This window comes from Alcanivorax sp., from assembly GCF_040118815.1.
GTDB lineage: Bacteria > Pseudomonadota > Gammaproteobacteria > Pseudomonadales > Alcanivoracaceae > Alcanivorax.
This window is the reverse complement of sequence record NZ_JBEDTC010000022.1, coordinates 103,475-126,951: the sequence shown is the minus strand read 5'-3', so window position 1 is coordinate 126,951 and position 23,477 is coordinate 103,475. Positions and strand designations below refer to the sequence as shown.

Annotated in this window: 18 protein-coding genes; 5 read left to right on the top strand and 13 right to left on the bottom strand. The window is 57.4% G+C overall.

The features are described from left to right. Window positions 1-18: 18 nt before the first annotated feature. The 3 genes from ABNH18_RS16625 to ABNH18_RS16615 all read right to left on the bottom strand — a co-directional run bounded on the left by ABNH18_RS16625 (window position 19) and on the right by ABNH18_RS16615 (window position 5,732). Entirely contained in the window at window positions 19-1,191 is a 1,173-nt protein-coding gene (locus ABNH18_RS16625) for an amidohydrolase family protein (protein WP_349383909.1), read from the bottom strand. 234 nt (window positions 1,192-1,425) lie between these two features. Then, on the bottom strand, window positions 1,426-4,569 hold the full coding sequence (locus tag ABNH18_RS16620) for an efflux RND transporter permease subunit (protein WP_349383908.1): 3,144 nt from the start codon (window positions 4,567-4,569) through the stop codon (window positions 1,426-1,428). Beyond that, entirely contained in the window at window positions 4,566-5,732 is a 1,167-nt protein-coding gene (locus tag ABNH18_RS16615) for an efflux RND transporter periplasmic adaptor subunit (protein ID WP_349383907.1), read from the bottom strand. Before ABNH18_RS16615 ends, ABNH18_RS16620 begins: the two co-directional genes overlap by 4 nt. A 305-nt stretch (window positions 5,733-6,037) precedes the next feature. Between ABNH18_RS16615 and katG the strand changes: the two genes are divergently transcribed. Together katG and ABNH18_RS16605 are read left to right on the top strand one after the other, a co-directional pair. Continuing rightward, the gene (katG, locus tag ABNH18_RS16610) at window positions 6,038-8,203 is read left to right on the top strand and encodes a catalase/peroxidase HPI (RefSeq protein WP_349383906.1); all 2,166 of its coding nucleotides are present in this window, start codon (window positions 6,038-6,040) and stop codon (window positions 8,201-8,203) included. A gap of 285 nt (window positions 8,204-8,488) precedes the next feature. Then, window positions 8,489-9,343 carry a crotonase/enoyl-CoA hydratase family protein gene (locus tag ABNH18_RS16605; RefSeq protein WP_349383905.1) on the top strand — a complete coding sequence of 285 codons (855 nt, stop codon included), beginning with the start codon at window positions 8,489-8,491 and terminating at the stop codon, window positions 9,341-9,343. A 191-nt stretch (window positions 9,344-9,534) separates the two neighbouring features. Here the strand turns inward: ABNH18_RS16605 and ABNH18_RS16600 are convergent, their stop codons facing one another. From ABNH18_RS16600 to ABNH18_RS16575, 6 genes are all read right to left on the bottom strand, one after another. After that, a complete protein-coding gene (locus ABNH18_RS16600) occupies window positions 9,535-12,261 on the bottom strand; it encodes a PKD domain-containing protein (protein ID WP_349383904.1) in 2,727 nt (908 codons plus the stop codon). Between the two features lie 204 nt (window positions 12,262-12,465). Beyond that, the gene (locus ABNH18_RS16595) at window positions 12,466-12,855 is read right to left on the bottom strand and encodes a thiol-disulfide oxidoreductase DCC family protein (RefSeq protein ID WP_349383903.1); all 390 of its coding nucleotides are present in this window, start codon (window positions 12,853-12,855) and stop codon (window positions 12,466-12,468) included. Then, on the bottom strand, window positions 12,852-13,775 hold the full coding sequence (locus tag ABNH18_RS16590) for a hypothetical protein (protein WP_349383902.1): 924 nt from the start codon (window positions 13,773-13,775) through the stop codon (window positions 12,852-12,854). Before ABNH18_RS16590 ends, ABNH18_RS16595 begins: the two co-directional genes overlap by 4 nt. Then, a complete protein-coding gene (locus ABNH18_RS16585) occupies window positions 13,762-14,277 on the bottom strand; it encodes a hypothetical protein (protein WP_349383901.1) in 516 nt (171 codons plus the stop codon). The genes ABNH18_RS16590 and ABNH18_RS16585 overlap by 14 nt, the downstream gene beginning before the upstream one ends. Before the next feature lie 76 nt (window positions 14,278-14,353). Next, a complete protein-coding gene (locus ABNH18_RS16580) occupies window positions 14,354-14,527 on the bottom strand; it encodes a hypothetical protein (RefSeq protein ID WP_349383900.1) in 174 nt (57 codons plus the stop codon). 251 nt (window positions 14,528-14,778) lie between these two features. After that, window positions 14,779-14,985: a cold-shock protein gene (locus ABNH18_RS16575; protein ID WP_007149147.1), complete on the bottom strand. Its 207-nt coding sequence runs from the start codon at window positions 14,983-14,985 to the stop codon at window positions 14,779-14,781. A 311-nt stretch (window positions 14,986-15,296) separates the two neighbouring features. Between ABNH18_RS16575 and ABNH18_RS16570 the strand changes: the two genes are divergently transcribed. Then, on the top strand, window positions 15,297-15,860 hold the full coding sequence (locus ABNH18_RS16570) for an NUDIX hydrolase (protein WP_349383899.1): 564 nt from the start codon (window positions 15,297-15,299) through the stop codon (window positions 15,858-15,860). Window positions 15,861-16,024: 164 nt separating this feature from the next. Here the strand turns inward: ABNH18_RS16570 and ABNH18_RS16565 are convergent, their stop codons facing one another. Then, window positions 16,025-16,435 carry a hypothetical protein gene (locus ABNH18_RS16565; protein ID WP_349383898.1) on the bottom strand — a complete coding sequence of 137 codons (411 nt, stop codon included), beginning with the start codon at window positions 16,433-16,435 and terminating at the stop codon, window positions 16,025-16,027. Window positions 16,436-16,703: 268 nt separating this feature from the next. Between ABNH18_RS16565 and ABNH18_RS16940 the strand changes: the two genes are divergently transcribed. After that, window positions 16,704-16,826 (top strand): YHYH domain-containing protein, encoded by a 123-nt coding sequence (locus ABNH18_RS16940; RefSeq protein ID WP_502876794.1) that lies wholly within the window; start codon window positions 16,704-16,706, stop codon window positions 16,824-16,826. Between the two features lie 109 nt (window positions 16,827-16,935). On the opposite strand, the gene ABNH18_RS16560 is transcribed toward ABNH18_RS16940, so the two are convergent. Continuing rightward, on the bottom strand, window positions 16,936-17,847 hold the full coding sequence (locus ABNH18_RS16560) for a sterol desaturase family protein (RefSeq protein WP_349383897.1): 912 nt from the start codon (window positions 17,845-17,847) through the stop codon (window positions 16,936-16,938). A 66-nt stretch (window positions 17,848-17,913) separates the two neighbouring features. Here ABNH18_RS16560 and ABNH18_RS16555 point away from each other — a divergent pair, with 66 nt between their 5' ends. Beyond that, window positions 17,914-18,954 carry an AraC family transcriptional regulator gene (locus ABNH18_RS16555; protein WP_349383896.1) on the top strand — a complete coding sequence of 347 codons (1,041 nt, stop codon included), beginning with the start codon at window positions 17,914-17,916 and terminating at the stop codon, window positions 18,952-18,954. Window positions 18,955-19,128: 174 nt separating this feature from the next. Here the strand turns inward: ABNH18_RS16555 and ABNH18_RS16550 are convergent, their stop codons facing one another. Both ABNH18_RS16550 and polA read right to left on the bottom strand, forming a co-directional pair. Further along, a complete protein-coding gene (locus ABNH18_RS16550; protein WP_349383895.1) occupies window positions 19,129-19,878 on the bottom strand; it encodes an outer membrane protein in 750 nt (249 codons plus the stop codon). Between the two features lie 698 nt (window positions 19,879-20,576). Beyond that, on the bottom strand, window positions 20,577-23,330 hold the full coding sequence (polA, locus tag ABNH18_RS16545) for a DNA polymerase I (RefSeq protein ID WP_349383894.1): 2,754 nt from the start codon (window positions 23,328-23,330) through the stop codon (window positions 20,577-20,579). Window positions 23,331-23,477: the final 147 nt, after the last annotated feature.

Sequence of the window (23,477 nt, the reverse complement as noted above, 5' to 3'; positions counted from 1 at the left end):
CTTTGCAAGCCTGGGTAATTATTGGGTTTGGGTCTTGTCATCCGATGGGCATACCTGGGGGGCGTTGTAATCCAGGTCCATCAAGCGGAAATAGTTGGCGCCAAGCGCAATGTTATGGAAAGCGTCGTCGTCCAGTGCTTTCAGGGCGCGGCTGGTCACGTCCAGTTCCTTGCCATACTGGTCGTCGGCCTTGGAGGCAGCGGCGACAAAGTCGGTGCCGGGCAGGATGCGAGTGGAATATTCGTTAAAGAAGGGGATGTAGATGTCGCCCCACTGGTGGTATTCGTTGTAGAGCACGTCCCAGGAGATATCCAGCATCAGGTTGGGATACTTGTCGAGCAGGCTTTTCAGAATGGTGACATGCTGGACGGGGTTCATCTTGCCCAGTTCTTTTGACAGCCCCATGTGCGCCCACACGACCTTGTTGTCCGGGTAGGTTGCCAGAATATGTTTCATCAATGGCAGGTGCTCGGTGGGGTTGGCGTCGTTCCCGAGATCGGAATGGAAGGTTACCGGAATGTCGCGCTCTTCCAGGACTTCCATGAACGGAGCCCACTGGTCGATGCTCTGCATGGTGGCCGGTTCGTGATTATTCTTCAGGAGTGCTTGTTTCACCACATTAAGCTCGCCGCTCCAGCTGAACATGCCCGGGTACTCCTGGTCATACAGTTCGATCAACTCCACCACGTTTTCCGGGTGTGCCAGATCCATGAAGGTCATGGACAGGGTGATGTGCAGATTGTCGTTGGGGTAGGCCACGGTCTCCATGCCGTTGACGAAATCGTTCTTGATACTGGGTACGGCGGTGACGCCGGGGCAGTCCAGGTAATAGTCACAGCCGGAATCCAGCTCAAGAATCTGACCGATACCGAAATAGTTCACGAACCTCACGCCCTGGCCTTCCAGCATGGCGTGCAGTTTTTCCGGTGGAATTGCCGGCCCGCCAAAGGGACGGGGGTGGAAATGGGCGTCGACCAGAGGAGTGTAAGGTTCCGCCTCGCGGTCGTAGCAGATCTGCTGCTCGCTGGGCTGTTTGAGTGATTCCAGCGTGCGCTCATTGGCAGAGCGGGTATCTGTGGCGGTGGTGGCGCAGCCAGCAATCAGTGCGGCGAGCGGAAGGGCGAGAAGAGATCGGCTGAAACGCACTAACGAAGCGGCAGGCATCAGCGTGCCGGGAACATCCTTATTCATATTGCACTCCCCTGTCTTTATTGTAGGGCCTTGTGTTGCGTATGGTTCAGCGCAAGGCCAAGCCTCTTCGATACTAGGAGAAAATGTGTGCAGGTGCCACCGTGAAGTCGTCGCTGTGGTGGATGTGTGACGGAGTGGGCGCCGGCCTCTTTTCCTTGCCGGCGTAAAAAGAAAAGAATGCGTTGTCTCCAAGCGGGAGCAAGGGCTGACGCATCCCTCACCCCCGCCCGCGACTTATCTTTTCATGCGTCTTTTCAGGTTTTCGCGAAGGGCCTGCACAATCGCATAAAACGCCGGGATCATCGGTGTGCCGATCAGCAGGGCGGCGAGCATGCCCCACATGACCGTATGGCCCAGAGACAGTTGGCTGAACATGCCGGCGCCGCTGGCAAAGGCCAGCGGCAGAATGCCGAGCACAAAGGACAGGGCTGTCATACACACTGCGCGGAAACGCAGTCGTCCTGCTTCCGCAGCCGCTTCAATGATTGAGAGCCCACCTTCTTCGCGTCGCTCCCGAGCGAACTCGACGATCAGAATGGCATTTTTGGCAGCCAGGCCGATCAATAGCACCAGCCCCACCTGGGCAAATAAATCCAGGGCGCCCAGTTGTGGAATACCGATTTGCCCAACCAACAGCAGGCCGCCGATGGCGCCGGCCACGGCAATGGGCACCACCAGAATAATGGCGGACGGTATCGACCAGCTCTCGTATTGCGCCACCAGGAATAAATAGATGAAGACCATGGCCAGGGCGAAGGCAATGCCGATTTGGCCCCCGGCCTGTTTCTCCTGGTAGCTCTGCCCTGTCCAGTCCACCTGATAGCCATCGGGCAGGGTCTTGGCGGCAATACCTTCCAGTTCAGCAATGGCGTCACCGCTGGACACGCCACTGGCCGGGCTGGCGCGCAGAATGGCGGAGCGGTAGAGGTTGAAGCGGGTGCTGATATCGGCGCCAAGCACTGGCTCCACGTTAATTAGTGTGGATAGCGGCACCATGTTGCCGTTGTTGCTGCGGGCGTAGAGCCGTTGCAGGTCTTTCAGGTCGGAGCGGTATTCCGGGGCGGCCTGCATCATTACCCGAAAGGTGCGGCCGAACAGGGAAAAATCGTTGATATAGCTGGAGCCCAGCTGGCTTTGCAGGGTGGAGAAGATGTTGGTCAGCGGTACCTGCAACGACTTGGCCTTGTCGCGGTCGATATCGATTTTGTACATGGGCACATTGGCCCGGAAGCTGGAGTAGGCGTTGTCCACTAGCGGCGATTCATTGGCGGCGGCGGCCAGGGTTTGCATGACGCCGGCCAGTTCCGCATGGCTACGCCCGAGGGTGTCTTCCAGCACCATTTCCAGCCCGCCCACGGCGCCCATGCCGGGGACTGACGGGGGAGGGAATGCTTGAATTTCCGCTTCAGGGATTTGCTGGTACGCGTTTTGGGTAATCCGCGCCGCCACGGCCAGGGAAATGTCCTTGAAGTCCGGGCGGTCGTCCCAGTGTTTGAGGACCACGAAGCCGGTGCCGCCATTGCTCTGCAAGCCGCCGCTGAGCATGGAGAAGCCGGTGATCATGGTGGCGGATTGCACCGCCGGGTCGGCTTCCAGCATGGCCTGCAGTTTCTCGATCACGGCTTCCGTGCGGTTGATGGAGGCCGCGTCCGGTAGCTGTACATTCACCAACAGCACGCCCTTGTCTTCCATGGGAACAAAACCGGAAGGAATGCTGCGGGCACCGACAAACAGCCCAACCATGATCACTGCATAAATCAGCAGGGTCAGGGTACGGCGGCCCAGCAAGCCGCCGACAATGCGGGAATAGCCGCGGGTGATGCGGTCGAAGCCGTTGTTAAAGTACTGGTACCAGCGCGGGGTTTTTGCTTGGCGGCGAAGCACCAGGCTGGCTACTGCCGGGCTCAGGCTTAGGGCGCATACGGAGGACAGCACCACGGCCACACAAATGGTCACTGCAAACTGGTTATACATGACCCCGGTGATCCCCGGCATCAGGGCCACCGGCACAAATACGGCCAGTAGCACCAGGGTGGTGGCGATAATGGGGCCGGTAACTTCCTCCATGGTGCGGGTGACCGCATCGCGGGTGCTGATGTCCGGGTCTTCCTGCAAATGTCGGTCGGTGTTTTCCACCACCAGGATCGCGTCGTCCACCACGATGCCGATGGCCAGAATCAAACCGAACAGGGTCACGGTATTGATGGTCATGCCGGCCACCAGCATCACCGCCAGGGTGCCGATCAGGGAGACAGGAATGACCACCGTGGGCACCAGGGTCGGGCGCCAGTCGCCGAGAAAAACAAAGGTAATCAGGATCACCAGTCCCACTGCCATCAGCAGGGAGCCGGTGACCTGGGAAATGGCCACTTCCACATAGCGGGTGGTGTCGTAGCCTACTTCATAGGCGAGGCCGTCGGGGAAGGTCTGGCTAAGCCGCTCCAACTCCTGCTTGACTGCATCACCGGTGGCCAGGGCGTTGGCACCGGTGGACAGGTAGGCGGCCATGACCGTGGTGGGGTGATTGTCGAAATCGGCGGCGGTGCTGTAGGAAAGCTGGCCCAGTTCCACGCGCGCCACGTCACCCAGGCGCACCATGCCGCCTTCGGGGTCGGCACGAAGAATGATATCTTCAAATTCGCTGGTACTGCTCAGGCGGCCTTCCAGTTGCAGGGCATACTCAGTGCTGAGGTTGCCATCGAATGGCGGGGCGCCGATCTTGCCCGCCGGGGCCTGAACGTTCTGTTCGCGTAGGGCCGCGCTGACGTCATCGGCGGTAATACCAAGGGCGGTCATGCGCGCCGGATCCATCCACAGGCGCATGGAATAGTCCGCTGCACTGAACACACTGACATCGGCCACCCCTTCGATGCGTTTGAGTGGGTTCTGCACATTGAGCAGGCTGTAGTTGGCGATGAATAGCTCATCCAGAGAGCCATCCGGGGAATACAGGTTAACGGTGAACAAAATATCCGGGGAGCGCTTGTCGATGGTCAGGCCCTGGGCACGCACCTCGGCGGGTAATGAGGGTTCGGCCAGTTTCACCCGATTTTGGACACGCACCAGCGCCATATCCGGGTCGTCGCCGACCCCGAAGGTAATGTTCAGGCTGTAGCTGCCGCTGTTGGACGAGCTGGATGACATGTATTCCATGCCTTCCACGCCGTTGACCACATCTTCAATGACTTGGCCAACGGCTTCTTCCATGATCGCCGCCGAGGCGCCGGGCCAGCTGGCGCTGATGGAAATTTGTGGGGGCGCCACTTCCGGGTATTCGGAAATGGGCAGTAGTTTCATGGCCAGCAAGCCGGTGAAGGTGATCACCAGCCCGATCACCATGGCCAGCTTGGGCCGCTGAATAAAGGTGCTGCTGATCACGGGGTTGCCCCTTCTTTTGCGTCCTGTGCTGCCTGGGTGTCCGGTGAGCCCTCATGGGCCTGGGTGGCAGGCTTGAATGCGGTGGCGGTCACCACAGAGCCGGGGCGGACTTTCTGAATGCCGCGCAGAATGACCCGGGTGCCGGCCGGCAGGCCATCGTCGACCAACACGTTTTCGCCGATGCGCTCGCCGGTTTGCAGGTTAAGGCGGATAACCGTGTCCTGCTCGTTCACGGCGAACACATAGGTGCCTTGCTGGTCCACCTGCAAGGCGGCCTGGGGCAGCATCAGCCCTTGAATGCTTTCCTTCAGCCGCACCTGGGCCTGCACAAACATGCCTGGGCGCAGCAGGTCGTTTGGGTTGGGCATGGCAGCGCGGACTTCCACCGTGCCGGTGTTGATCGCGACCCGGTTGGACACGTAGACGATGTTGCCGGTTTGCGGGTAGGTACTACCATCGGGCATCACCAGGCCCACTTCGATTTCGGAAAGCTCGGGCTGATCGGGTGAGGTAGCCGCTTCGGTGAGCAGGCGTTCGGGAATCTGGAATACCGCCTGCATGTTGCCCTGCCCGACCAGGGTTGTCAGGGTGCCGAAAGACGGGCTGACCACATCGCCCACCGACGCGACCGAGCGCGCTACCCGGCCCGCCTGGCTGGCGGCAATATGGGTGTAGGACAGGTCAACCTGAGCGCTTTCCAGTGCGGCTTCGGCGGATTTTGCCGCCGCTTGCGCTTCTTGCTTGCGCGATTGCAGGGTGTCGTATTCGGAATCGGAGATGTAGCCCTTGTCGATCAGTTTGCTGGCCCGGGTCAGGTTACTGTTGGCTTCACTCAGATTGGCCCGAGCCCGGTCCCGTTCGGCCTTGGCCTGGGACAGGGCCGCCTTGTAGGGGGCCGGATCGATATCGAACAGCGGGGCGCCAGCCTCCACCACATCCCCTTCGCGAAAATGCACCGCCACTAACTTGCCGGTCACCTGGGCGGTAATGTTCACGTCGCTGCGCGATTCCATCCGTGCGGTAAAGGTGCGCCCGGGCTGATAAGGCTGCTCGCTGGCGGTGACCACAAATACTTCCGTGGGCGGTGCTTCGGGGGCGGGTGGCTCGTCACAGGCAGTGAGAGCAAGAAACAGGGCGGGCAAACCAAAACGAATGAAACGCATGGGGCTGAAATCTCCGTGGCAGGCCGCCACGCGTGGCAACCGGTTCCCTTTTTTTATCGTGTGTATCGTCACCATACCACCATAACGGGGTGAGAGAATGACGTTGTGAAGAGGTAGTCAAGGGGGGTAGAGAGAGGGGGTAGCTGTACACAGTGATAACGGGATATTGCTATTCAAGCTATGACTACAAATGTAGTGTTTGATAAAAGCTATCGGTTCATTCGCCAAACCCAACTAGTCGATAGCAAGGGTTAAGGGATATAAATAACCAAGAGCTAACACATACTCATAAGAGGGAGAGAGTCATGGCAGACGCAAGCAAGTGCCCGATGCATGCTGCGGGCGCAGGCACCAAGAATCAGGACTGGTGGCCTAACCAGCTCCGCCTGGATTTATTGAACCAGCATTCTTCATTGTCCAACCCTATGAACGTGGATTTCGACTATGCCAAGGCATTTAACAGCCTGGATCTGGATGCGGTAAAAAAAGATCTGAATGCGGTAATGACCGATTCACAGGATTGGTGGCCCGCGGACTTCGGCCACTATGGTGGGTTCTTTATCCGTATGGCTTGGCACAGTGCCGGCACCTATCGGATTGGTGACGGCCGTGGCGGCGGCGGTCGCGGCCAGCAGCGTTTCGCGCCACTCAATGGCTGGCCGGATAACGTAAACCTGGATAAAGCACGCCGACTGATTTGGCCGGTGAAGCAGAAATACGGCAACAAGATTTCCTGGGCTGACTTGATGATCCTCACTGGTAACGTGGCGCTGGAGTCTATGGGCTTTAAAACCTTTGGTTTTGCCGGTGGGCGAGAAGATACCTGGGAGCCAGACCAGGACGTGTACTGGGGCCGTGAGGCCGAATGGCTAACCGACGAAAAGCGGTACTCGGGCAAGCGTGATCTCGAGAACCCGCTTGCAGCCACGATGATGGGGCTGATCTATGTGAACCCGGAAGGCCCAGGTGGAGACCCGGATCCGGTCGCTGCTGCCCATGACATTCGTGAAACGTTTGCGCGCATGGCCATGGATGATGAAGAAACCGTTGCTCTGATTGCTGGTGGTCATACCTTTGGTAAAGCCCATGGTGCAGGTAATCCTGAGAACGTTGCTGAGGATCCTGAAGGTGCGGGCTTGGCTGAGCAGGGCTTGGGCTGGCGCAGTAGCACGGGCTCAGGTATGGGTGACGACACGATGGGCGGTGGCCCGGAAGTGACCTGGACACAGACGCCCACACAGTGGAGTCATTACTTCTTCGAGAACCTGTTTGGTTTTGAGTGGGAGCTGACCGAGAGCCCGGCTGGCGCCAAGCAATGGGTGGCGAAAGATGCCGAGCCACAAATGCCCTATGCCCAGGACAAGACCAAAAAGCACAAGCCGATGATGCTAACCACGGACCTGTCGCTGCGTTTTGATCCTGCGTACGAAAAAATTTCCCGGCGTTTTTATGAAAACCCGGACCAGTTTGCCGACGCGTTTGCGCGTGCCTGGTTCAAACTGACTCACCGGGATCTCGGGCCTCGTGCTCGCTACCTGGGGCCGGACGTGCCCAGTGAAGAGCTGATCTGGCAAGACCCGGTGCCGGACGTGGATCACCCGCTGGTGGACGACAAGGATATTGCTGCATTGAAGGGCAAAATTCTGGGCTCAGGCCTGAGCGTTAGCGAGCTGGTGTACACCGCATGGTCGTCTGCAGCTACCTTCCGTGGCGGCGACAAGCGTGGGGGTGCTAACGGCGCTCGCATCCGTTTAGCTCCCCAGAAAGACTGGGAGGTGAATCAGCCGGATCAATTGGCCCGTGTATTGAAAACGCTGGAAGCAATTCAGAGTGACTTCAACAGCGGCAGTAAGGCGATTTCGCTGGCGGACCTGATCGTATTGGGTGGTTGTGCTGCTATCGAAAAAGCGGCCAGTGATGCTGGCGTCGAAATCACGGTGCCATTCTCGCCGGGGCGTACCGATGCTAGCCAAGAGCAAACTGATGCCGCGTCCTTTGAGCCGCTGGAGCTAAAAGCCGATGCGTTCCGTAATTATCAGCAGAGCCGTTTCTCCATGGGCGGTGAGCACCTGATGATTGACCGGGCGCAACTGCTGACCCTGACGGCGCCGGAAATGACGGTGCTGGTGGGTGGCCTGCGGGTGCTGGGTGCGAATTACGGTGGCAGTAAGGAAGGTGTGTTTACCGACAAACCGGGCACGCTGAGCAACGACTTCTTTGTGAACCTTCTGGATATGGGAACCGAATGGAAACCGGTTTCTGAAGATGAAGAAGCGTTTGAAGGGCGTGATCGCAAAAGCGGCGAAGTGAAATGGACCGCTAGCCGAGTGGATCTGGTGTTTGGTTCCAATTCGGTATTGCGCGCTTTGGCGGAAGTCTATGCCTGTGCCGATGCCCAGCAAAAGTTCGTTCACGATTTCGTGGCGGCCTGGACCAAGGTGATGGAGCTGGAACGCTTTGATTTGAAGTAATTCTGTCTCATCCTTGTAGAGGAAAACGGTAGAAAAACGGCGTACTGTCATCAGTGCGCCGTTTTTTTATGTCTATTTGATCCAGGCGCCTGTGTGCTGTTTCAAGGTTGCGTTGTGTCTCTGATAGCAGCAAACCCCCGAGCAAGTATGTCGTCTTGAGCATGGTTTAGTGCGTGATCAGGGCTGTTCAATGTGGGCTGATTGGGTAAGGCTGTCAGGCAAATGCCGGAAACGCCGGCAATGATGCTTATACCGCGAGTGCTTATAAAAATGGGAGAGAACACCGTGTCCGCATTACCTGAATACAGTTCGTTCGATGTTGTCGTGGAAAACCATATTGCCCATGTGCAGTTCAGTCGCCCGGAAGCGCTGAATAGCATGAACAAGGACTTCTGGCTGGAACTGCCGCGTTGCCTTCGTGATATCGAGACCGGTACCGACGCCCGCGTGGTAGTGATTTCGTCCACCGGCAAGCATTTTTCTGCGGGCATGGATCTGGCGGTGTTCTCTGATCCCAATGGCGTGCCCATGGGCGGCGATCCCGGGCGCATGGCAGAGAACCTCCGCCGCGTGGTGTTGCAGTTGCAGGACTGCCTGAGCGTGCTGGAGCAGGTGCGTATCCCGGTGCTGGCGGCCATTCAGGGTGGCTGTATTGGTGGTGCGCTGGATCTGGTGTGTGCGGCAGACAGCCGTTATTGCACCCGCGATGCGTTTTTCACCATCAAGGAAACCCCGCTGGGGATGACAGCAGACGTGGGCACACTGCAGCGCCTGCCCAAGTTGATGCCTCAGGGCTTGGTGCGGGAGCTGGCTTACACCGGGCGCAAATTCAGTGCCCAGGAAGCGGCGGAGCAGGGTCTGGTGAATAGCGTTTACGATGATGCGGATAGCATGCTCACGGCAGTGATGGCGATTGCCGCTGAGATTGCCGCGAATTCCCCGCTGGCGGTGAGCGGCTGTAAGGAAATGCTCAATTTCAGCCGCGATCACAGCGTGGAAGACAGCCTTAAATACATGGCGACCTGGCAGGCGGGCATGTTCCGGCCCAACGACATGATGCTGACGTTCCAGGCCCAGGCGCAAAAACAACAGGCTGAATATCCAGACTTGATGCTGATTAAAGGTTTGTTTGAGCAATAAGCCTGAATCAGCGGCTAATGCGTAGACTATCGGCGGTTTCTGCTGCCTTTTCCGTTGAGTGTCGGATTACGCCTTTCAGGCTAATTCGACCTACTTTTTAAAGAGAGGGGGTGGGGTCGTAGCCTGTTTATTGAAGAGTCAAAAAAGGCGCCATATTCCGGCGCCTTTTTTAATCCGTTGACTGTGGTGATTTAGAGTATGGACTCGCATATCGGCAGGGCGTTGGCGCCGGGCATCACCCATACCGGGCTGCTGAAGGCCACCGGGCGACCGGTTTGCGGATCTCGTACTCGCAGGAAGTAGTAGCTTTCCTCGTCGGTGACCGGCACCAGGGTCTCCACATGGCTGCCCGTCAGGGTCGCCACCACCGTGTTGTTGCGGGTGACCACTTCCACCACACCGATAAAGTCGCCCCCGTCCCGGGTCAGGCTGGCGGACAGCGGCAGCTGGCTACCCGCCGGACGACGCAGGCGACTGCCCATGGGCGAGTCATCTACGGTGAAGGTCATGCGCAGGCCGTTATAGAACTGGGCCACGGCGTAGAAGCGACGGGCCTGCATCGCTTCGCGTAAATCATCGCGACTGCGTGAACGGGCGACCAGTACGGTTTTGGGCAGGTCCGGGTCGCCCCATTCTGTATCGTGGTGATCTTCCGAGCCGGCCGCGCCCACGTGCCAGCCCTTGTCCAGTGCGTAGGACAGCCAGCTGCCGCCGGGGCCACCGGAATCGTATTCGGAGCCCTTGCCAAACACTTCCAGCCCCACCACGCGACGGTCAGCGGCGGCCACATAGCGGAAGTCATTGAAGGTGTAGGCCGGGTCGCCGCCCAGGGGTTCCACGATGCCTTCAATGGCGTCCTCCCGGCCGGGGTGGTTGAACACCAGCAGAGCGTCGTCGCCCCCTCCGAACTGCGCCGGGTAGCTGAACCATTGCCAGAACAGACCCATGGAAACGGCATAGCCGGGGCCGGTTTTGGCGTTGATCACGTTGTCTCCGAAGAACAGGTTGATGTGGCCAAAACGGTCCGAGGTCCATTCGAAGCCGCGGAAGGCGGTGTAGCTTTCATCGCTGGCGGCATCTGCCTGTTCGGCTGTAGCGTCCCACTTGCGGAAGGAATCGAAGGGCACATCATCATCCGCAATTAGGCACTGGAAAAAATCTTTGGAAAAGCAGTCGCCGGTCACCGTCAGGGGAAGCCGCACATTATCGGAATGGTCGGTAATGCCGGTGAAATCCAGCCCCTGTGCTTTTACACGCGCGAACACATCAGCGGGCCGAGAGTTGAGTGCGCCGTCGGAGTAACCGGTGTGTGCATGCAGTACCCCGATATATTGCTCGAAAGTGCGCTCGTCGAAGGCCGGGGTACAGGTATTGGCCGGTGCCTGAGGGGGCAGTGTTTCCAGTACATATAAGGGGTCGGTGATTTTGCCCAGCAGGCTGGTGCAACCGTCATCGGCGGGGTTTTTAAAACAATGAGCCAGGTCTTCGTCCAGGCTGGCCAGGCCGGAAAACGGGCAGCTGGGCGAGTCCGGGTTACTGAAACAGGCGCTGAGGCTGTCCGGGTTCAACAGGTTGCCGAGTATGGCCAGTGGGCAGCCGCTTTGTAGGGGCCGGAACAGGCATTCCAACACACTGGGTGACGGCTGTGTGGTGGGCGTGCCTTGCAGGGAGATGTCGCGATGGGCATCCCGCGCGCCGTCACTGGCAGTGAAGCGGAAGGCGAAGGTGGTGGACATATTTAGTTCGGGAAGCGTTACCGAGGCAGTTGCCTCGCCGGCATTGGCGATGGCCAGGGTCGGCGCGCCATTGTCCAATTGCGTCCAGACGTACATGAGGGCATCGCCTTCCAGGTCGCTGGCTTCACCAATCAGCTGAATGGACTCGCCGCTGGTTGCCACGCCGGGGTCAGCATAGGCGCCGTCCACTGTGGGCGCGCTATTGTCCGGTAGCGGTAGCAGGGTGATGGTCACCGTGTCGCTGGCTTGCGCACCCAGGTCGTCCGTGGCGGTCAGGGTCAATACCAAGCTGGTTTCCTCGCTTACCTGGGGAGCGGTGAAGCGGGTGTCCAGATCACTCTCCGGTTGGAAGGTTACGGCGGGGCCGGAGGTAACTTCCCAAAGCACCGAGGCGATGGCACCGTCATCGGAGGCGCTGCCGGACAGCATGACCTCATCGCCACTGGTGGCGGTCTGGTCGGCGCCGGCATCAACCAGGGGCAGGGGGTTGTTCACGGTGTTGGTGACCGTCACGGTCACCGGGTCGCGGCCAAGGTTTCCCGCGCTGTCTTCAGCTTCGAGTTCAAATACCAGGTCGGTATCGCTATCTACCTGTGGGGCTGTGGCGGTCAGCAGGTTCTGGTCGCTGGCCCCGTCCACGGTGGCAGCAGGCCCTTCGAGCTGCGTCCACTGCAGGCGTCGAATGGTGTTGCCGCCGGTGGCAGTGGCGGTGCCCTGCAGCGTGAAGGTGGCTGTCTCTTCCACTTGTTGATCAGTGCCCGCGTTCACCGTTGGCGCATCGGTGCTGATCGGGGTCACGGTCAGTGTATGGCGAAGGCTGGTGGTGTCATCGTCGTCGTCACGCAGGAGTGCGATTACGGTGGCGGAGGTATTCGCGCTGACCGTATCGGCGCGTACCTGAATAAACGCGTCGGTAGAGGCGTCAATGGTCAGCGGCCCTTCCACGGACCAGGTGATGTCGATGACCTCGCCATCCTCATCACTGGCCTGCAACTGGAGAATGATACTGCTGCCTGACGTCAACGTGTTGCCGCCAGTGAGGCTGCCCGTAGGCGCTTGGTTTTGCGGGCTGTTGGGTGTCGGGGCGCTATTGCTGCCGCTCCCTCCGCCCCCGCAGGCAACCAGCAGGGTTGCCACTATGCTGAGAAAAAAGATGCGCCACATGATCAGGATCTCCCCCATTAAAAACGCGCCGATGCTGACGGGTAGATATGAACAAAGCATGACGGCAAAAATGGCGTGGCTTACGCAAGGTTACAAAAGCGGCCGGGGAGGCTATTTCTTGGCAAAACGGATGTCTGATCAGATAAAAAGCGATAACAAAAAACAGGCAATTCAAAATGTTGTTAATCAGAATGCCTGGAGCAAAAACCAAAGAGATGCCTGTCAGGAGTGTTTCAATGGTTTTTTGGCCAGCAAAAAGAGCAGGGCGTTACGGCAGGCTTTGAGGATGGGATAAAGAAAGCGAGACAGTGAGCGAGACCGGAACAGCTGTGCATTGATCCGATTGAATAGGCCGCTCCCGCTGCTCAGTAGCGCCATATGGTGGATGGCATCGGCACCATGAAAGTAGCGGCCGTTAAATATCAGAACCATGCCGTCATCCAGAGGCATGTTCTGCTGCTGCATCTGTTGCACCCAGCCCGGCGCTTTACGTGCATCAATGAGGTGCAGGGTGCCCACGGTATCGCGAAAGCGAACAAAACGTACATAGTTTCGACAGGCAGGGCACTCGCCATCGTAAATCAGATAGGTGTCGTGTGGATCAGGAGTCATGGGGAATAAACCAAGAGGCTCAGCCATGGAAATTCATAAATACAAAGTAACAGGAATAACCCCAGGTAGCCCAGTCTTAAGCCGGCCACCTCGTTGGGCACCAAACAGTATCCCCAGATGATGATCAGCCAGCCAAAACCAATAACCGGCGCCACAGCGTAGACGGGAATAATAAATGCCATCAACAACAGATGCTTGAAAATTTCACCGCGCCGAGAGAGTGGCAGTAACAACATGATGGCAATGGCAATTTGGTCTATGTAGTTGACCCAGGTAATCAGTAAGGCCAGACGATGGAGCGCCTCGGAGCTGTGCAGAGTGGCGGTGGTTTGATCGGCAAGTAAGGGGTCCAGCGCTCGCACATAGAGCTGGCGGTTTTCAGAAAAAAGCTCACCGTCCATGCCCGTTACCAGTGACCCAAGGGCACTGAAACGGCTATCCGTCATGAGAATAAATTCAAAGAAATCGCCACTTAGGTAATCCGGAGAGAGGGTTTTCTGTATCACCGCCATGACCATGGTGAAGAAAAGCAGATAGCGAGCGCAGCGCCTCAGAAAAGCCGGGCGATCAAGGGTGTTGTCGAAAGCCAGGAACAGACTGAACACCCAGTAGCAAAGCAGGTATTTGTGGTTGTCCGCGTGGGTCCAATTCAGCCATAGAGCTGCTGCGCTGAACAGAAAGACCACAAACCAGAACGGGCCCTGTCGCAATAAGGCTGGCCAGACCAGGTAACTGATGACCAACAGCTGGAAGGGGATGGCGAAATAGACATGGGGAAATCCATGGAAGATCAGGATGCCCAGGGTTAGCGCCCCTACAACGGCAAGAAAATCCTGTTGCTCCCGGCCACACAGTTTTTCCAGTAAGGGCGATTTGAGTGTAGTGCTCAATCGCCGATGAATGGCATCAGTGTTTAACACGGCAGCCCTCCGTGTTATTCCAATGGGCGCTGCCTAACGGGGTGCGGGTAAGGGTGCCGGTGGGCACGTTAAGCGAGGTTTTCCATGCCACCAGCTGTGCGGCCGTTACGGTTAGGGGCTGATGGCTACTGGTTTTGTCACCGGAAAGGCCGGCAACAGGGTAGCTGCGTAGCGTCTGATCATTCAGGGTCACGGTTCGTACAGTACCGCTGGGAAGCCACACTTTATTGGACGCAAAGCGACAAAGGGACAGCAAATTATCCGCTGTTGGCATAGCGTTGAAATGAGCCAGTGATCGGCCTAAGGCTTGGTTGTTGGCAATAAATGATTGCTCTGGGGTTTCAAGCATAATCGAAACTACCCGGGTGCCTGGGGCATCCTGGGTGGCGAACATGCCCATGCCGCCGCCTTTCCATTGAGACAAATCGTTATAGGTGACGTGGTAGAAGTGATTGAAAAGAATCGCCAGCGAGCCCGTTACCAGCAAAAGGAAAAGGCGCACTTCTGCATACCGGCTGTTAGAAAAGAAATGTTTCATCTTGGTTTGACGGGCTGCCCCAGCGGGCAGCCCGGTGAGATCAACCGGCCTTGTCCAGCTCGGATTGTAGCTCAGAGGTTTCTGACTCGGAGCAGCTGGCCCAGATGCTGCTGCATTCAGCGCGAGCTTCTTCGACCAGAGGCACTTCAGACACAATGGCGGCACCGGCAAAAATGGCCAGAGCCAGGGTGGCGTAGGTGAGTTTTTTCATCATGATCTTCCCTATCAGGTAAGTATTCAGGCAATACCAAGGTAATTATGGCGTTTGCCACTAAGCCAGGACATACCTCAAATGGGGGTAATATGTATAGGGTTATGACAAAAGGAGCTTATTGATAAGAGGTTGACGGGGCGCTTGCTGAGTAAGGGAAATGGCCTGCCAGGCGGTATTATTTGTTAGCGATTAGGGATGGCCAGACACAAAAAAGGCGCCACAAGGGCGCCTTTTTTTACTGGAACGATCGCTTACAGAGCGACGATGTTCTCAGCCTGCGGGCCTTTAGGGCCCTGGGTCACGGTGAACTCAACCGCTTGGCCTTCGGCCAGGGTTTTGAAACCGGAACCGGTGATTGCGCTGAAGTGAGCGAAAACGTCAGGGCCGTTTTCCTGCTCCAGGAAACCAAAACCTTTTGCTTCGTTGAACCACTTAACGGTGCCTTTAACTGTAGACATATCTCTAATCCTGAAAAAATGAAGTTTTGCCTTTACGGCGGGTGTAGCTGAAAAACGGAGACTTGGACTTCAGAACTGCAGGACGAGTTATACAATATAAACAACGAAATGGAGTACGTGATTCAAGTGCGATCTTTTAGCTGGCCCACAACATAACCGTATTCTCGCCCTGTGTACAGCTAAATCGTATCAAATCGACGTTTGGGGGAGGGCTGCCAGTGCGCATGAGGGTTTGGGCCGCCCATGGACTAGCGTGGCGAGGGCAATCGGAGTGCTATGCTGGGCGTATTTTAGCCAATAGAGAGGCCGTTGTGCCCGCACTGACCTGGCTCAGCAGAGCTCGCCCACAGAAATTGCCCTTCCGACGACGTGTCACCCGCGCCGCCGTAGCGTTGATTTATCGCCGGGATGTAGCGGAGGGAGAGTTATTCTTTATCCAGCGGGCCCACCGCCCTGGCGACCCCTGGTCCGGTGATATGGCCTTCCCCGGCGGGCGCCTGCAAACCGGCGACACCTCCAGCCGTGACACCGCCATGCGCGAAACCGCTGAAGAAACCGGACTCGACCTGTACCAGAACGGGCACTACCAAGAGCGCCTGACGGACCGTTTAACTCGCCACCACAGCCGCTGGCGGCCCATGGTGGTTACCCCCCATGTGTTTAGCTGGCAGGGCGATGATGTCATACGTCTCAACCATGAGGCTCGCCACGGCGTATGGATCCCGCTGGACTACCTGGCCAACCCAGCGAACCGCAGCACACTCACCTATCGCACCCCAATGGGGGCGGTGACGCTGCCGTGCTGTCGCTATCAGGGCTACTGCATTTGGGGGCTGAGCTACCGCATGATGGTGGAGTTTTTGGAGCGGCGGTAAGGGTTTGCATGGGGGCGCTGCTTGGACGAGTCCGTTGTCGAGAATCAGGGTTTGTGCGTGTCCCCTATGTACCGTTTTTTGTGTTGCCGGGTAGGGCGAATATTCCAGAAGGAAATTTCCGCCCTGTGACAACCGCGTCGGAGGGGGGCGAGTGGCTGAAAGCACTATTCGCTGGTGTGCACTACCTTGCCCGTGCAAGGCACATGGTTGGCCGTTGTTACTTGTTCTGCTGGAGCGCTAAAGCGCTGGCTGCGGCCAGGCACGTTACGCATTACGGGGGCAGTGGGCATACTGGAATTGCCAATGACCACGTAGATGCTTTGGTCATCCTTTTGTTTAAAACTCACTTTCCCGTAATTGTCGAGCGACGCGCAGCCTGATGACTTGGGCTGGTAGACCGTCGGAATACCGCCCTCGATGTGGATGAAACGGCTCGATTCAGGGGACATTTTAGAGTACCCGTAATTTCCGTCTTGCAACGCACCAGAAATTTCAAAGGCAGGAGGAGTGGCGATGGCTGTGGCGGATATCGAGAGCGTTGCTGCGAATAGTAGTGTTTTTCGGGTAAACAGCATTTTTCTGCCTCTGGCTGGCGTGGAGTGGGATTTCAGAACCGCTTTTGGACAGTGTGGCATTTTGGCCTGTGATGCTCATACCCCATTTGGGGGAGGTCGGGTTCGTAATGCTTAGGTTGAGCAGCAGTGGGATGTGGGCTTTCTTTTGCGGATATAAGGGGCCGACCATTAGTAAATGGGCAGAAGCTGATGTTTTCGTCAGTTATTGCCCCTGAGTGTTGTGGGGGGGCAATATGACTGGACGACAAAAATAGGGAAGGTAACGACAATGAAGAAAATAATGGCTGCAATTGCACTGGTAATGATGGTTTCTGGTACTGCTCTGGCCCACTCCGGTGGTACGGATGCTAATGGCTGCCATGCAGGGTCAAAGCCGTACCATTGCCACTAATTTGTTGAGAAGCGAAAACCTTTGGGGTCAGGTCTATCGTTGCTAAAAACATAGTGGTTGTGGGAAATGGAAAGCCTGACCCTGATGTCTTCGCTTCTTTATGCCCATTTTAACCTCCCTGAGGTGTTTCCCTTGCCTGTTTGTGTTCCGCGTTCGGGCGTTGCCACTCTGGCGTTGCCCATAGGTGTTTCAATCTCAACCACAACGGCCCCGGCTTAGCCATGTCTTGGAACAGGGCAATGAATTCGTGCAGAGTCAGGGTGATGGGGTTGTAGCTATGGATCTGACGGGTAATGCCGTATTCCGGGGGCAGATTTTCCCGTTCTTCCACGAAGGTGCCAAACAGGCGATCCCAGATAACAAAGGTGCCGCCGAAATTGCGGTCGATGTATTCCGGGTTGCGGCCGTGATGTACGCGGTGATGTGACGGCGTGTTGAAGATCCATTCAATCGGGCGTGGCAGTTTTTTGATCCACTGGGTGTGGATAAACCACTGGTAAGACAAGTTAGTGGCCAGCGCGAAAAGCACCCAGGCCGGTTCAAAGCCGAGCACGACGGCAGGCAGGAAAAAGGCGAACAGCCCGCTGAATGCATACAAGGTGCTCTGCCGCCCGGCGGTGGTGAAATTCATGTGCTCAGAGGCATGGTGTACCACATGGGTGGCCCAGAACCAGCGCACTTTGTGGGCGGTCACGTGGTACACATAGAACAGGAAGTCCACCAGCACAAACAGCAGCGCAAAACTCAACGGGGTGATGGCAATATCCATCAGGTGGTAGTCGTGCACCCAGGCCATGGCTGCGTACACGAAGAGGGCATTCACCACGACCTCCAACGTTACATAGCTGGCCCCCAGCGTCATGCTGGCGGCGGAGTCCTTCAGGCTGTAAATACCGGTGCCACGAAAGCGCCAGGCCTCGATGACGGCGCTCAGGCCGAAAAACGGCAACAGGCCCACCAGGAACAATTGTTTGAAGTCGGCGTTTTGGTAGGTGGTGATGGCAAAATCGATAGCGCTCATGGCACGTCTCCCCGCGTTGAAGGCAAAGCTCGTGACGTCATGCTAGGGAATGGCTGGCTTATCTGATTGACGAATCATGCCAAGCTGTTATCCAATCATGCCATGTCGAACTCCAATCTGAATCCTGCTGCTATTCGTATCAATGGTGCCTATGCGCGGGTGCTGCTGGACTGGCTTGATCAGCAGCAATTGTCCGCCCCGACCCTGCGGGCCGCGGTGTCTCGGCTGTCCCCCGGCGAGCAAGTGCCACTGATGCAGTGGTTTGATTTGCTGCGCCGGGCCCGGGAGGCGTGTCCGGGCGACGGGCGTGGGCTGGAAATCGGTGCCTGCATCGCCCCCGAGCATGTGGGGGTGCTGGGCTATCTGGTGCAGGCCAGCGACAACCTGGGCCAGGCACTGTATGCCTATCAGCGGTTTGAATCCCTGTTTTACGGGATTCAAATGGCGGAAGTGGTGATCCGTGGGGACCAGGCGGAAATCGGCTGGCCGGTGTTTGGCGGCATGAGCTTGGGATTGCTGGTGGATGAAACGGCGATCTCCGCCCTGATCAGCTTTCTGCGCAAGATCGTGCCGGGCGCGCCAAACCCGGCGGAAGTGACCTTTTCCTCGCCGCCCCCCGAGCACCCGGAAGTGTACGAGGCCTTCTTTGGTTGCCCGGTACGCTTCTCCGCCCCTTATGTGTCGGTGCGCTTTCCGGCGGATTACCTCAGCATCCCCTTGACCACCGCCAACCCGGCCCTGCGCCAGATCCTTGATCGTCAGTCCGTGGCCCTGGCCAATGCGTTGCCGGGTAACGACCCTTTTGCCTTTCAGGTGCAGCAGGTGTTCCTGCGGTTGCTACCGGAGGCGCGGGTCTCCCTGAAAGAAGTGGCCAGCGAAATGGCCTTGTCCGTGCGCACCCTACAGCGCCGTCTCACCGCCGGTGGCCAGACCTTCCAGGGTCTGCTCGACCGCACTCGTCAGGAGCTGGCACAAAGCTACTTGCGAGACCGATCCCTGTCCTTGTTCGAGATCACCATGCTATTGGGGTTCGCGGAGCAGAGTTCATTTAATCGGGCGTTCAAGCATTGGGTAGGGATTTCGCCGGGGGAGTGGCGGGAAAAGTAAAGTAGTGCGTGTCCCTAATTGCGCATTTGGGGGCTGAGCTACCGCATGATGGTGGAGTTTTTGGAGCGGGGGTGAGGTGGAGGGGTATCGATTGGCTAAAATTGAGGTGTTGCGGTGATCGGGGCTGAGGCGACATGAGGAAGTGTGCGCAGGCTCGGCCTGCGCACACAAACCTTAGAACTTGTAAGCCGCACCAATTTGGAGAGTTTGGCTTTTCACATCAACATCAAAGTCAGCGCCGACAGCTTCGCCGGGTTCCATGTCGAGCGCGGTCAGCTCGGCGGTGCCCAGTTCTGCGTAGCGGTATTCCGCACGGACAGACAGCTTGTCGGTGAGCGATTTTTCAACGCCGAAGGCTAACGCCCAGCCGCTGATGTCGTCATCATCCTTGCCGGATCTTGCCGGAGAGAAGGGGTTGCACAAAGAGCCGTCAGAAGGGCAAGCGCTAGAGGACTCGACTTCGGTTAGCGTCGCGCTGAGGGTGCTGTAAGCCATTAATGATTCATTAATGAGGTAGCCACCTTTCACGCCAAGCAGATAGCTAGCGTTGACCTGAACTTTAGCGCTGGTGTCGTTGGGGCCAAAGCCGGGGATAGAATCCAGGGAGTCGCTGATATCACTGTCTTGGAACGCCAGCTCGGCGCCAATGATCCATTTTTCATTAATGGCGAAGTTATAGCCAGCAAATACGCCATAAGCGAACGCAGAGTCGTCCAGTGATTCTGAATCGTCGCCGGTGGGCGAAATTGTTGTGGGTGGAAGGCTTGGAGCGAGGAAGGAGTCAGCTTTCCAATCCATGCTGACATCTTCATAACCCAGAGCTGCCCCTACTTGAAAGCCAGAAAAAGCATTGTCTGCCATGGCAAAAGCCGGTAACGCCGAAATAGCCAGTACAGAAATGATCTTATTGAAATCCGTTTTCATTGTGTTCCCCAGTATGATTTTGAGTGCAAAGAATATGCTGTCATAAATAATGCATCAATCTGTAATTGCTGGTTAATGCATCGGCAAGAGTGAAATACCTCATATGAGGTATGCCTTTTTTGCTGCAATTAGTGAATCTTGAACGATGGCATGAATGCCGACTGGGAAAATGTGGGGTGACGAGATCCATGCTGCCGGCATCAATCCTTAGGAATCATGGAGAAGATGGACTTCTGCTGCCTGCCGAGCGTTGAAATCATCTTTTATCAAGAAAATTTAAAGGGACGGTTTTTATGAAGACAAAACCAGGACTCGTATTGTTGCTAATGACAGCCTTCGCCCCGTCCGCCTACGCAGAACCGGCTAAGGATGTTAATGCGTGCGTGGAGGGAAAGAGGGCTCAGTATCCGGGGGATACCCTTTATAATATGCGCCAGCGCTGTTTCCCGATTGCTGCCAATTGCTGGGGGTGGGGGGCAGGCGAAAATGCCGTTTATGAATATTGCAGCGCCGATGCCTTGCAAGATCGCGGGGTGGACTCGCGCGCATCCGACAAAGATAGCAAGCGGGATTGGGATTGTGGTGGGTCAAAGAGTTCCTGCTAAGGGTTAGCTAACCCAGAATCTGAATCCGGATTTCCGGATTGTATAGCGGGATGAGGGAAGCGCGTTATTCCTGATCCAGATTAAAAGAGGCGCTCAATGCGCCTCTTCCCAATTCTCCCCAACTCCCGCATCCACAATCAACGGCACCTTCAACGCCGCCGCTGACTCCATACGCTCCTTCACTTCTTTAACCAGATCGTCCACCTGATCCTCGGCCACTTCAAACACCAGTTCATCGTGTACCTGCATGATCATCTTGGCGTCGAAATCCGTTGTCTCCAGCCAGTCGTGCACTTTGATCATGGCTTTCTTGATGATGTCCGCGGCGGTGCCCTGCATGGGGGCGTTGATGGCGGCGCGTTCGGCGGCCTGGCGGCGTTGGCCGTTTTTGCTGTGGATTTCCGGCAGGTAAAGGCGGCGACCGTAGACGGTTTCCACGTAGCCGTTATCGGCGGCCAGGGCGCGGGTGTCTTCCATGTATTTTTTCACGCCGGGGTAACGCTCGAAGTACAGCTCGATGTATTCCTGGGCTTCTTTGCGCGGCAGGCCGAGCTGCTTGGCCAGGCCGAAGGCGCTCATGCCATAGATCAGGCCGAAGTTGATGGCCTTGGCGTTGCGGCGGTCGTTGTCGCTCACTTCATCAAGCGTTTTTCCCCACACTTCGGCGGCGGTGGCGCGGTGGATATCCAGGCCTTTTGCGAAAGCGTCAGTGAGGCCTTTGTCGTCACTCAGGTGCGCCATGATGCGCAGTTCGATTTGTGAGTAATCGCAGGCGACAATTTTCTTTCCTTTGGGAGCTAAAAAGGCCTGGCGAATCTTGCGGCCTTCTTCGCTACGCACCGGGATGTTTTGCAGGTTCGGGTCACTGGAAGACAGACGCCCGGTAGCGGTCACCGCCTGATGATAGGAAGTGTGCACGCGGCCGGTGCGCTGGTTGATCAGCTCCGGCAGCTTGTCGGTGTAGGTGTTCTTCAGTTTGGCCACGCCGCGGTAATCCATGATTACCTGGGGTAGGGGGTACTCCAGGGCCAGTTCCTGCAGTACCGCTTCGGCGGTGGAAGGGGCGCCCTTGGGGGTTTTCTTGATGACCGGTATTTCCAGTTTTTCGTAGAGGATTTCGCCCAGCTGCTTGGGGCTGGCGAGATTGAATTCCTGGCCGGCGATCTCGAAGGCCTTTTCCTGCAGTTCGGCCATACGCTTGGCCAGGAACTGGCTCTGGTGTTTGAGCAGGGTGGCGTCCACGTAGGTGCCGTTGCGCTCGATGCGGCTGAGTACGGTGACTAGCGGCAGTTCAATGTCGCGGAACACGTCGGGCAGGCCGCCTTCCTGTTCCAGTTTCGGCCACAGGGTCTGGTGCAGGCGCAGGGTCACGTCGGCATCTTCGGCGGCGTAGGGGCTGGCTTCGTGCAGACCCACCTGGTTGAAGGTGAGTTGCTTGGCGCCCTTGCCGGCAATGTCTTCAAAACTGATGGTCTTGCGGCCCAGGTATTTGAGAGACAGGGAATCCATGTCGTGGCGGGTGGCCACGGAATCGAGCACGTAGGATTCCAGCATGGTGTCGAAGGCCACGCCACGCAGGGTGATGCCGGCGTCTTCGGCGAGCACGCTCATGTCGTATTTCAGGTTCTGGCCGATTTTCTTGAGGCTGTCGTCTTCGAGCAACGGCTTGAACTTGTCCATCACCCGTTGTTTGCCGATCTGGTCCGGGGCGCCGGGATAGTTGTGCCCAAAGGGGATATAGGCGGCCTTGTCTTCCACGGCGACGGCGAAGCCCACTAGTTCGGCGTTCATATAGTTAAGGCTGGTGGTTTCGGTATCGAAGGCGAATTCGCCGGCGGCTTTCAGTTTATCCAGCCATTTATCCAGCATGGTTTCGCTATAGACAATGTCGTAGGCGTCGCGGCTGAAGCCGGCGGCGGTTTCGTCGTTACCGGCTTCCTCGGCGGCGGCCACCACGCTGGCGTCGGCGCCGGACAGCACTTCGCTCAACCAGCCCTTGAACTCCAGTTCCTTGAAATGGCGGGCCAGGGATTCGTTGTCCGGCTCACCGAGTTTCAGGTCGTTGAGGTCTTCGCTGAGTTCGCAGTCCAGCTTGATGGTGGCCAGCTGGTAGGAGAGGAAGGCCATCTCTTTGTGTTCTTCCAGCTTTTTGGCCATGGTCTTGGCGCCCCGGAAGCTGAGCTCGGCGACCTTGTCCAGGTTGGCGTAGATGTCTTCCAGGGAGCCGAGCCCCTGTATCAGGCCCAGGGCGGTTTTTTCACCCACGCCGGGGACGCCGGGAATGTTGTCCACCTTGTCGCCCATGAGGGCGAGGAAATCGATGATTAGCTCCGGGCCCACGCCGAATTTCTGTTTCACGCCGTCGATGTCGTAGAGGGCGTTGTTCATGGTGTTGATCAGGGTGACCTTGTCGGTGACCAGCTGGGCCATGTCCTTGTCGCCGGTGGAGATCAGCACCGGTGCGCCCTGCTCGCCGAAGATGCGCGCGAAGGTGCCGATCACGTCGTCCGCTTCCACGCCGTCTTCGATGATTAGCGGCAGGCCCATGGCGCGGATCAGATCGTGCAGGGGCTGCACCTGTGCGCGCAGGTCGTCGGGCATGGGTGGGCGGTTGGATTTGTACTCTTCAAACAGCTCGTCGCGGAAGGTCTTGCCCTTGGCGTCAAAGATCACCGCCATGTATTGCGGGTCGTAGTCCTTGATCAGCTTGCGCAGCATGGACGCGACCCCGCGCACCGCCCCGGTGGGTTGGCCGCTGGAGGTGGTGAGCGGCGGCAGGGCGTGAAAGGCGCGATACAGGTAGGAGGAACCATCGACCAGAATGATGGGTTTTTCGGCTGCGGACATGGGGCTCGACTTCTGCTGACTGAATGATGGGGAGAGTGTAGCGGAAATGGCGGGTTTCGGCAGGGCGGGGTGGGGCGAGTTGAAAGTTCAAAGTGTAAAGTTCAAAAGCGCGAGCGAGGCTCTCAGGGTTTTTCTGGGCTGTGCCCG

Bases quoted from the DNA above. Each gene is read 5' to 3' on its own strand.
- ABNH18_RS16625 (WP_349383909.1), bottom strand. From the start codon at position 1,191: ATGAATAAGGATGTTCCCGGCACGCTGATGCCTGCCGCTTCGTTAGTG.
- ABNH18_RS16550 (WP_349383895.1), bottom strand. From the start codon at position 19,878: ATGAAAACGGATTTCAATAAGATCATTTCTGTACTGGCTATTTCGGCG.
- ABNH18_RS16580 (WP_349383900.1), bottom strand. From the start codon at position 14,527: ATGATGAAAAAACTCACCTACGCCACCCTGGCTCTGGCCATTTTTGCC.
- ABNH18_RS16615 (WP_349383907.1), bottom strand. From the start codon at position 5,732: ATGCGTTTCATTCGTTTTGGTTTGCCCGCCCTGTTTCTTGCTCTCACT.
- ABNH18_RS16575 (WP_007149147.1), bottom strand. From the start codon at position 14,985: ATGTCTACAGTTAAAGGCACCGTTAAGTGGTTCAACGAAGCAAAAGGT.
- ABNH18_RS16595 (WP_349383903.1), bottom strand. From the start codon at position 12,855: ATGACTCCTGATCCACACGACACCTATCTGATTTACGATGGCGAGTGC.
- ABNH18_RS16560 (WP_349383897.1), bottom strand. From the start codon at position 17,847: ATGAGCGCTATCGATTTTGCCATCACCACCTACCAAAACGCCGACTTC.
- polA (WP_349383894.1), bottom strand. From the start codon at position 23,330: ATGTCCGCAGCCGAAAAACCCATCATTCTGGTCGATGGTTCCTCCTAC.
- ABNH18_RS16940 (WP_502876794.1), top strand. From the start codon at position 16,704: ATGAAGAAAATAATGGCTGCAATTGCACTGGTAATGATGGTTTCTGGT.
- ABNH18_RS16565 (WP_349383898.1), bottom strand. From the start codon at position 16,435: ATGCTGTTTACCCGAAAAACACTACTATTCGCAGCAACGCTCTCGATA.
- katG (WP_349383906.1), top strand. From the start codon at position 6,038: ATGGCAGACGCAAGCAAGTGCCCGATGCATGCTGCGGGCGCAGGCACC.
- ABNH18_RS16600 (WP_349383904.1), bottom strand. From the start codon at position 12,261: ATGGGGGAGATCCTGATCATGTGGCGCATCTTTTTTCTCAGCATAGTG.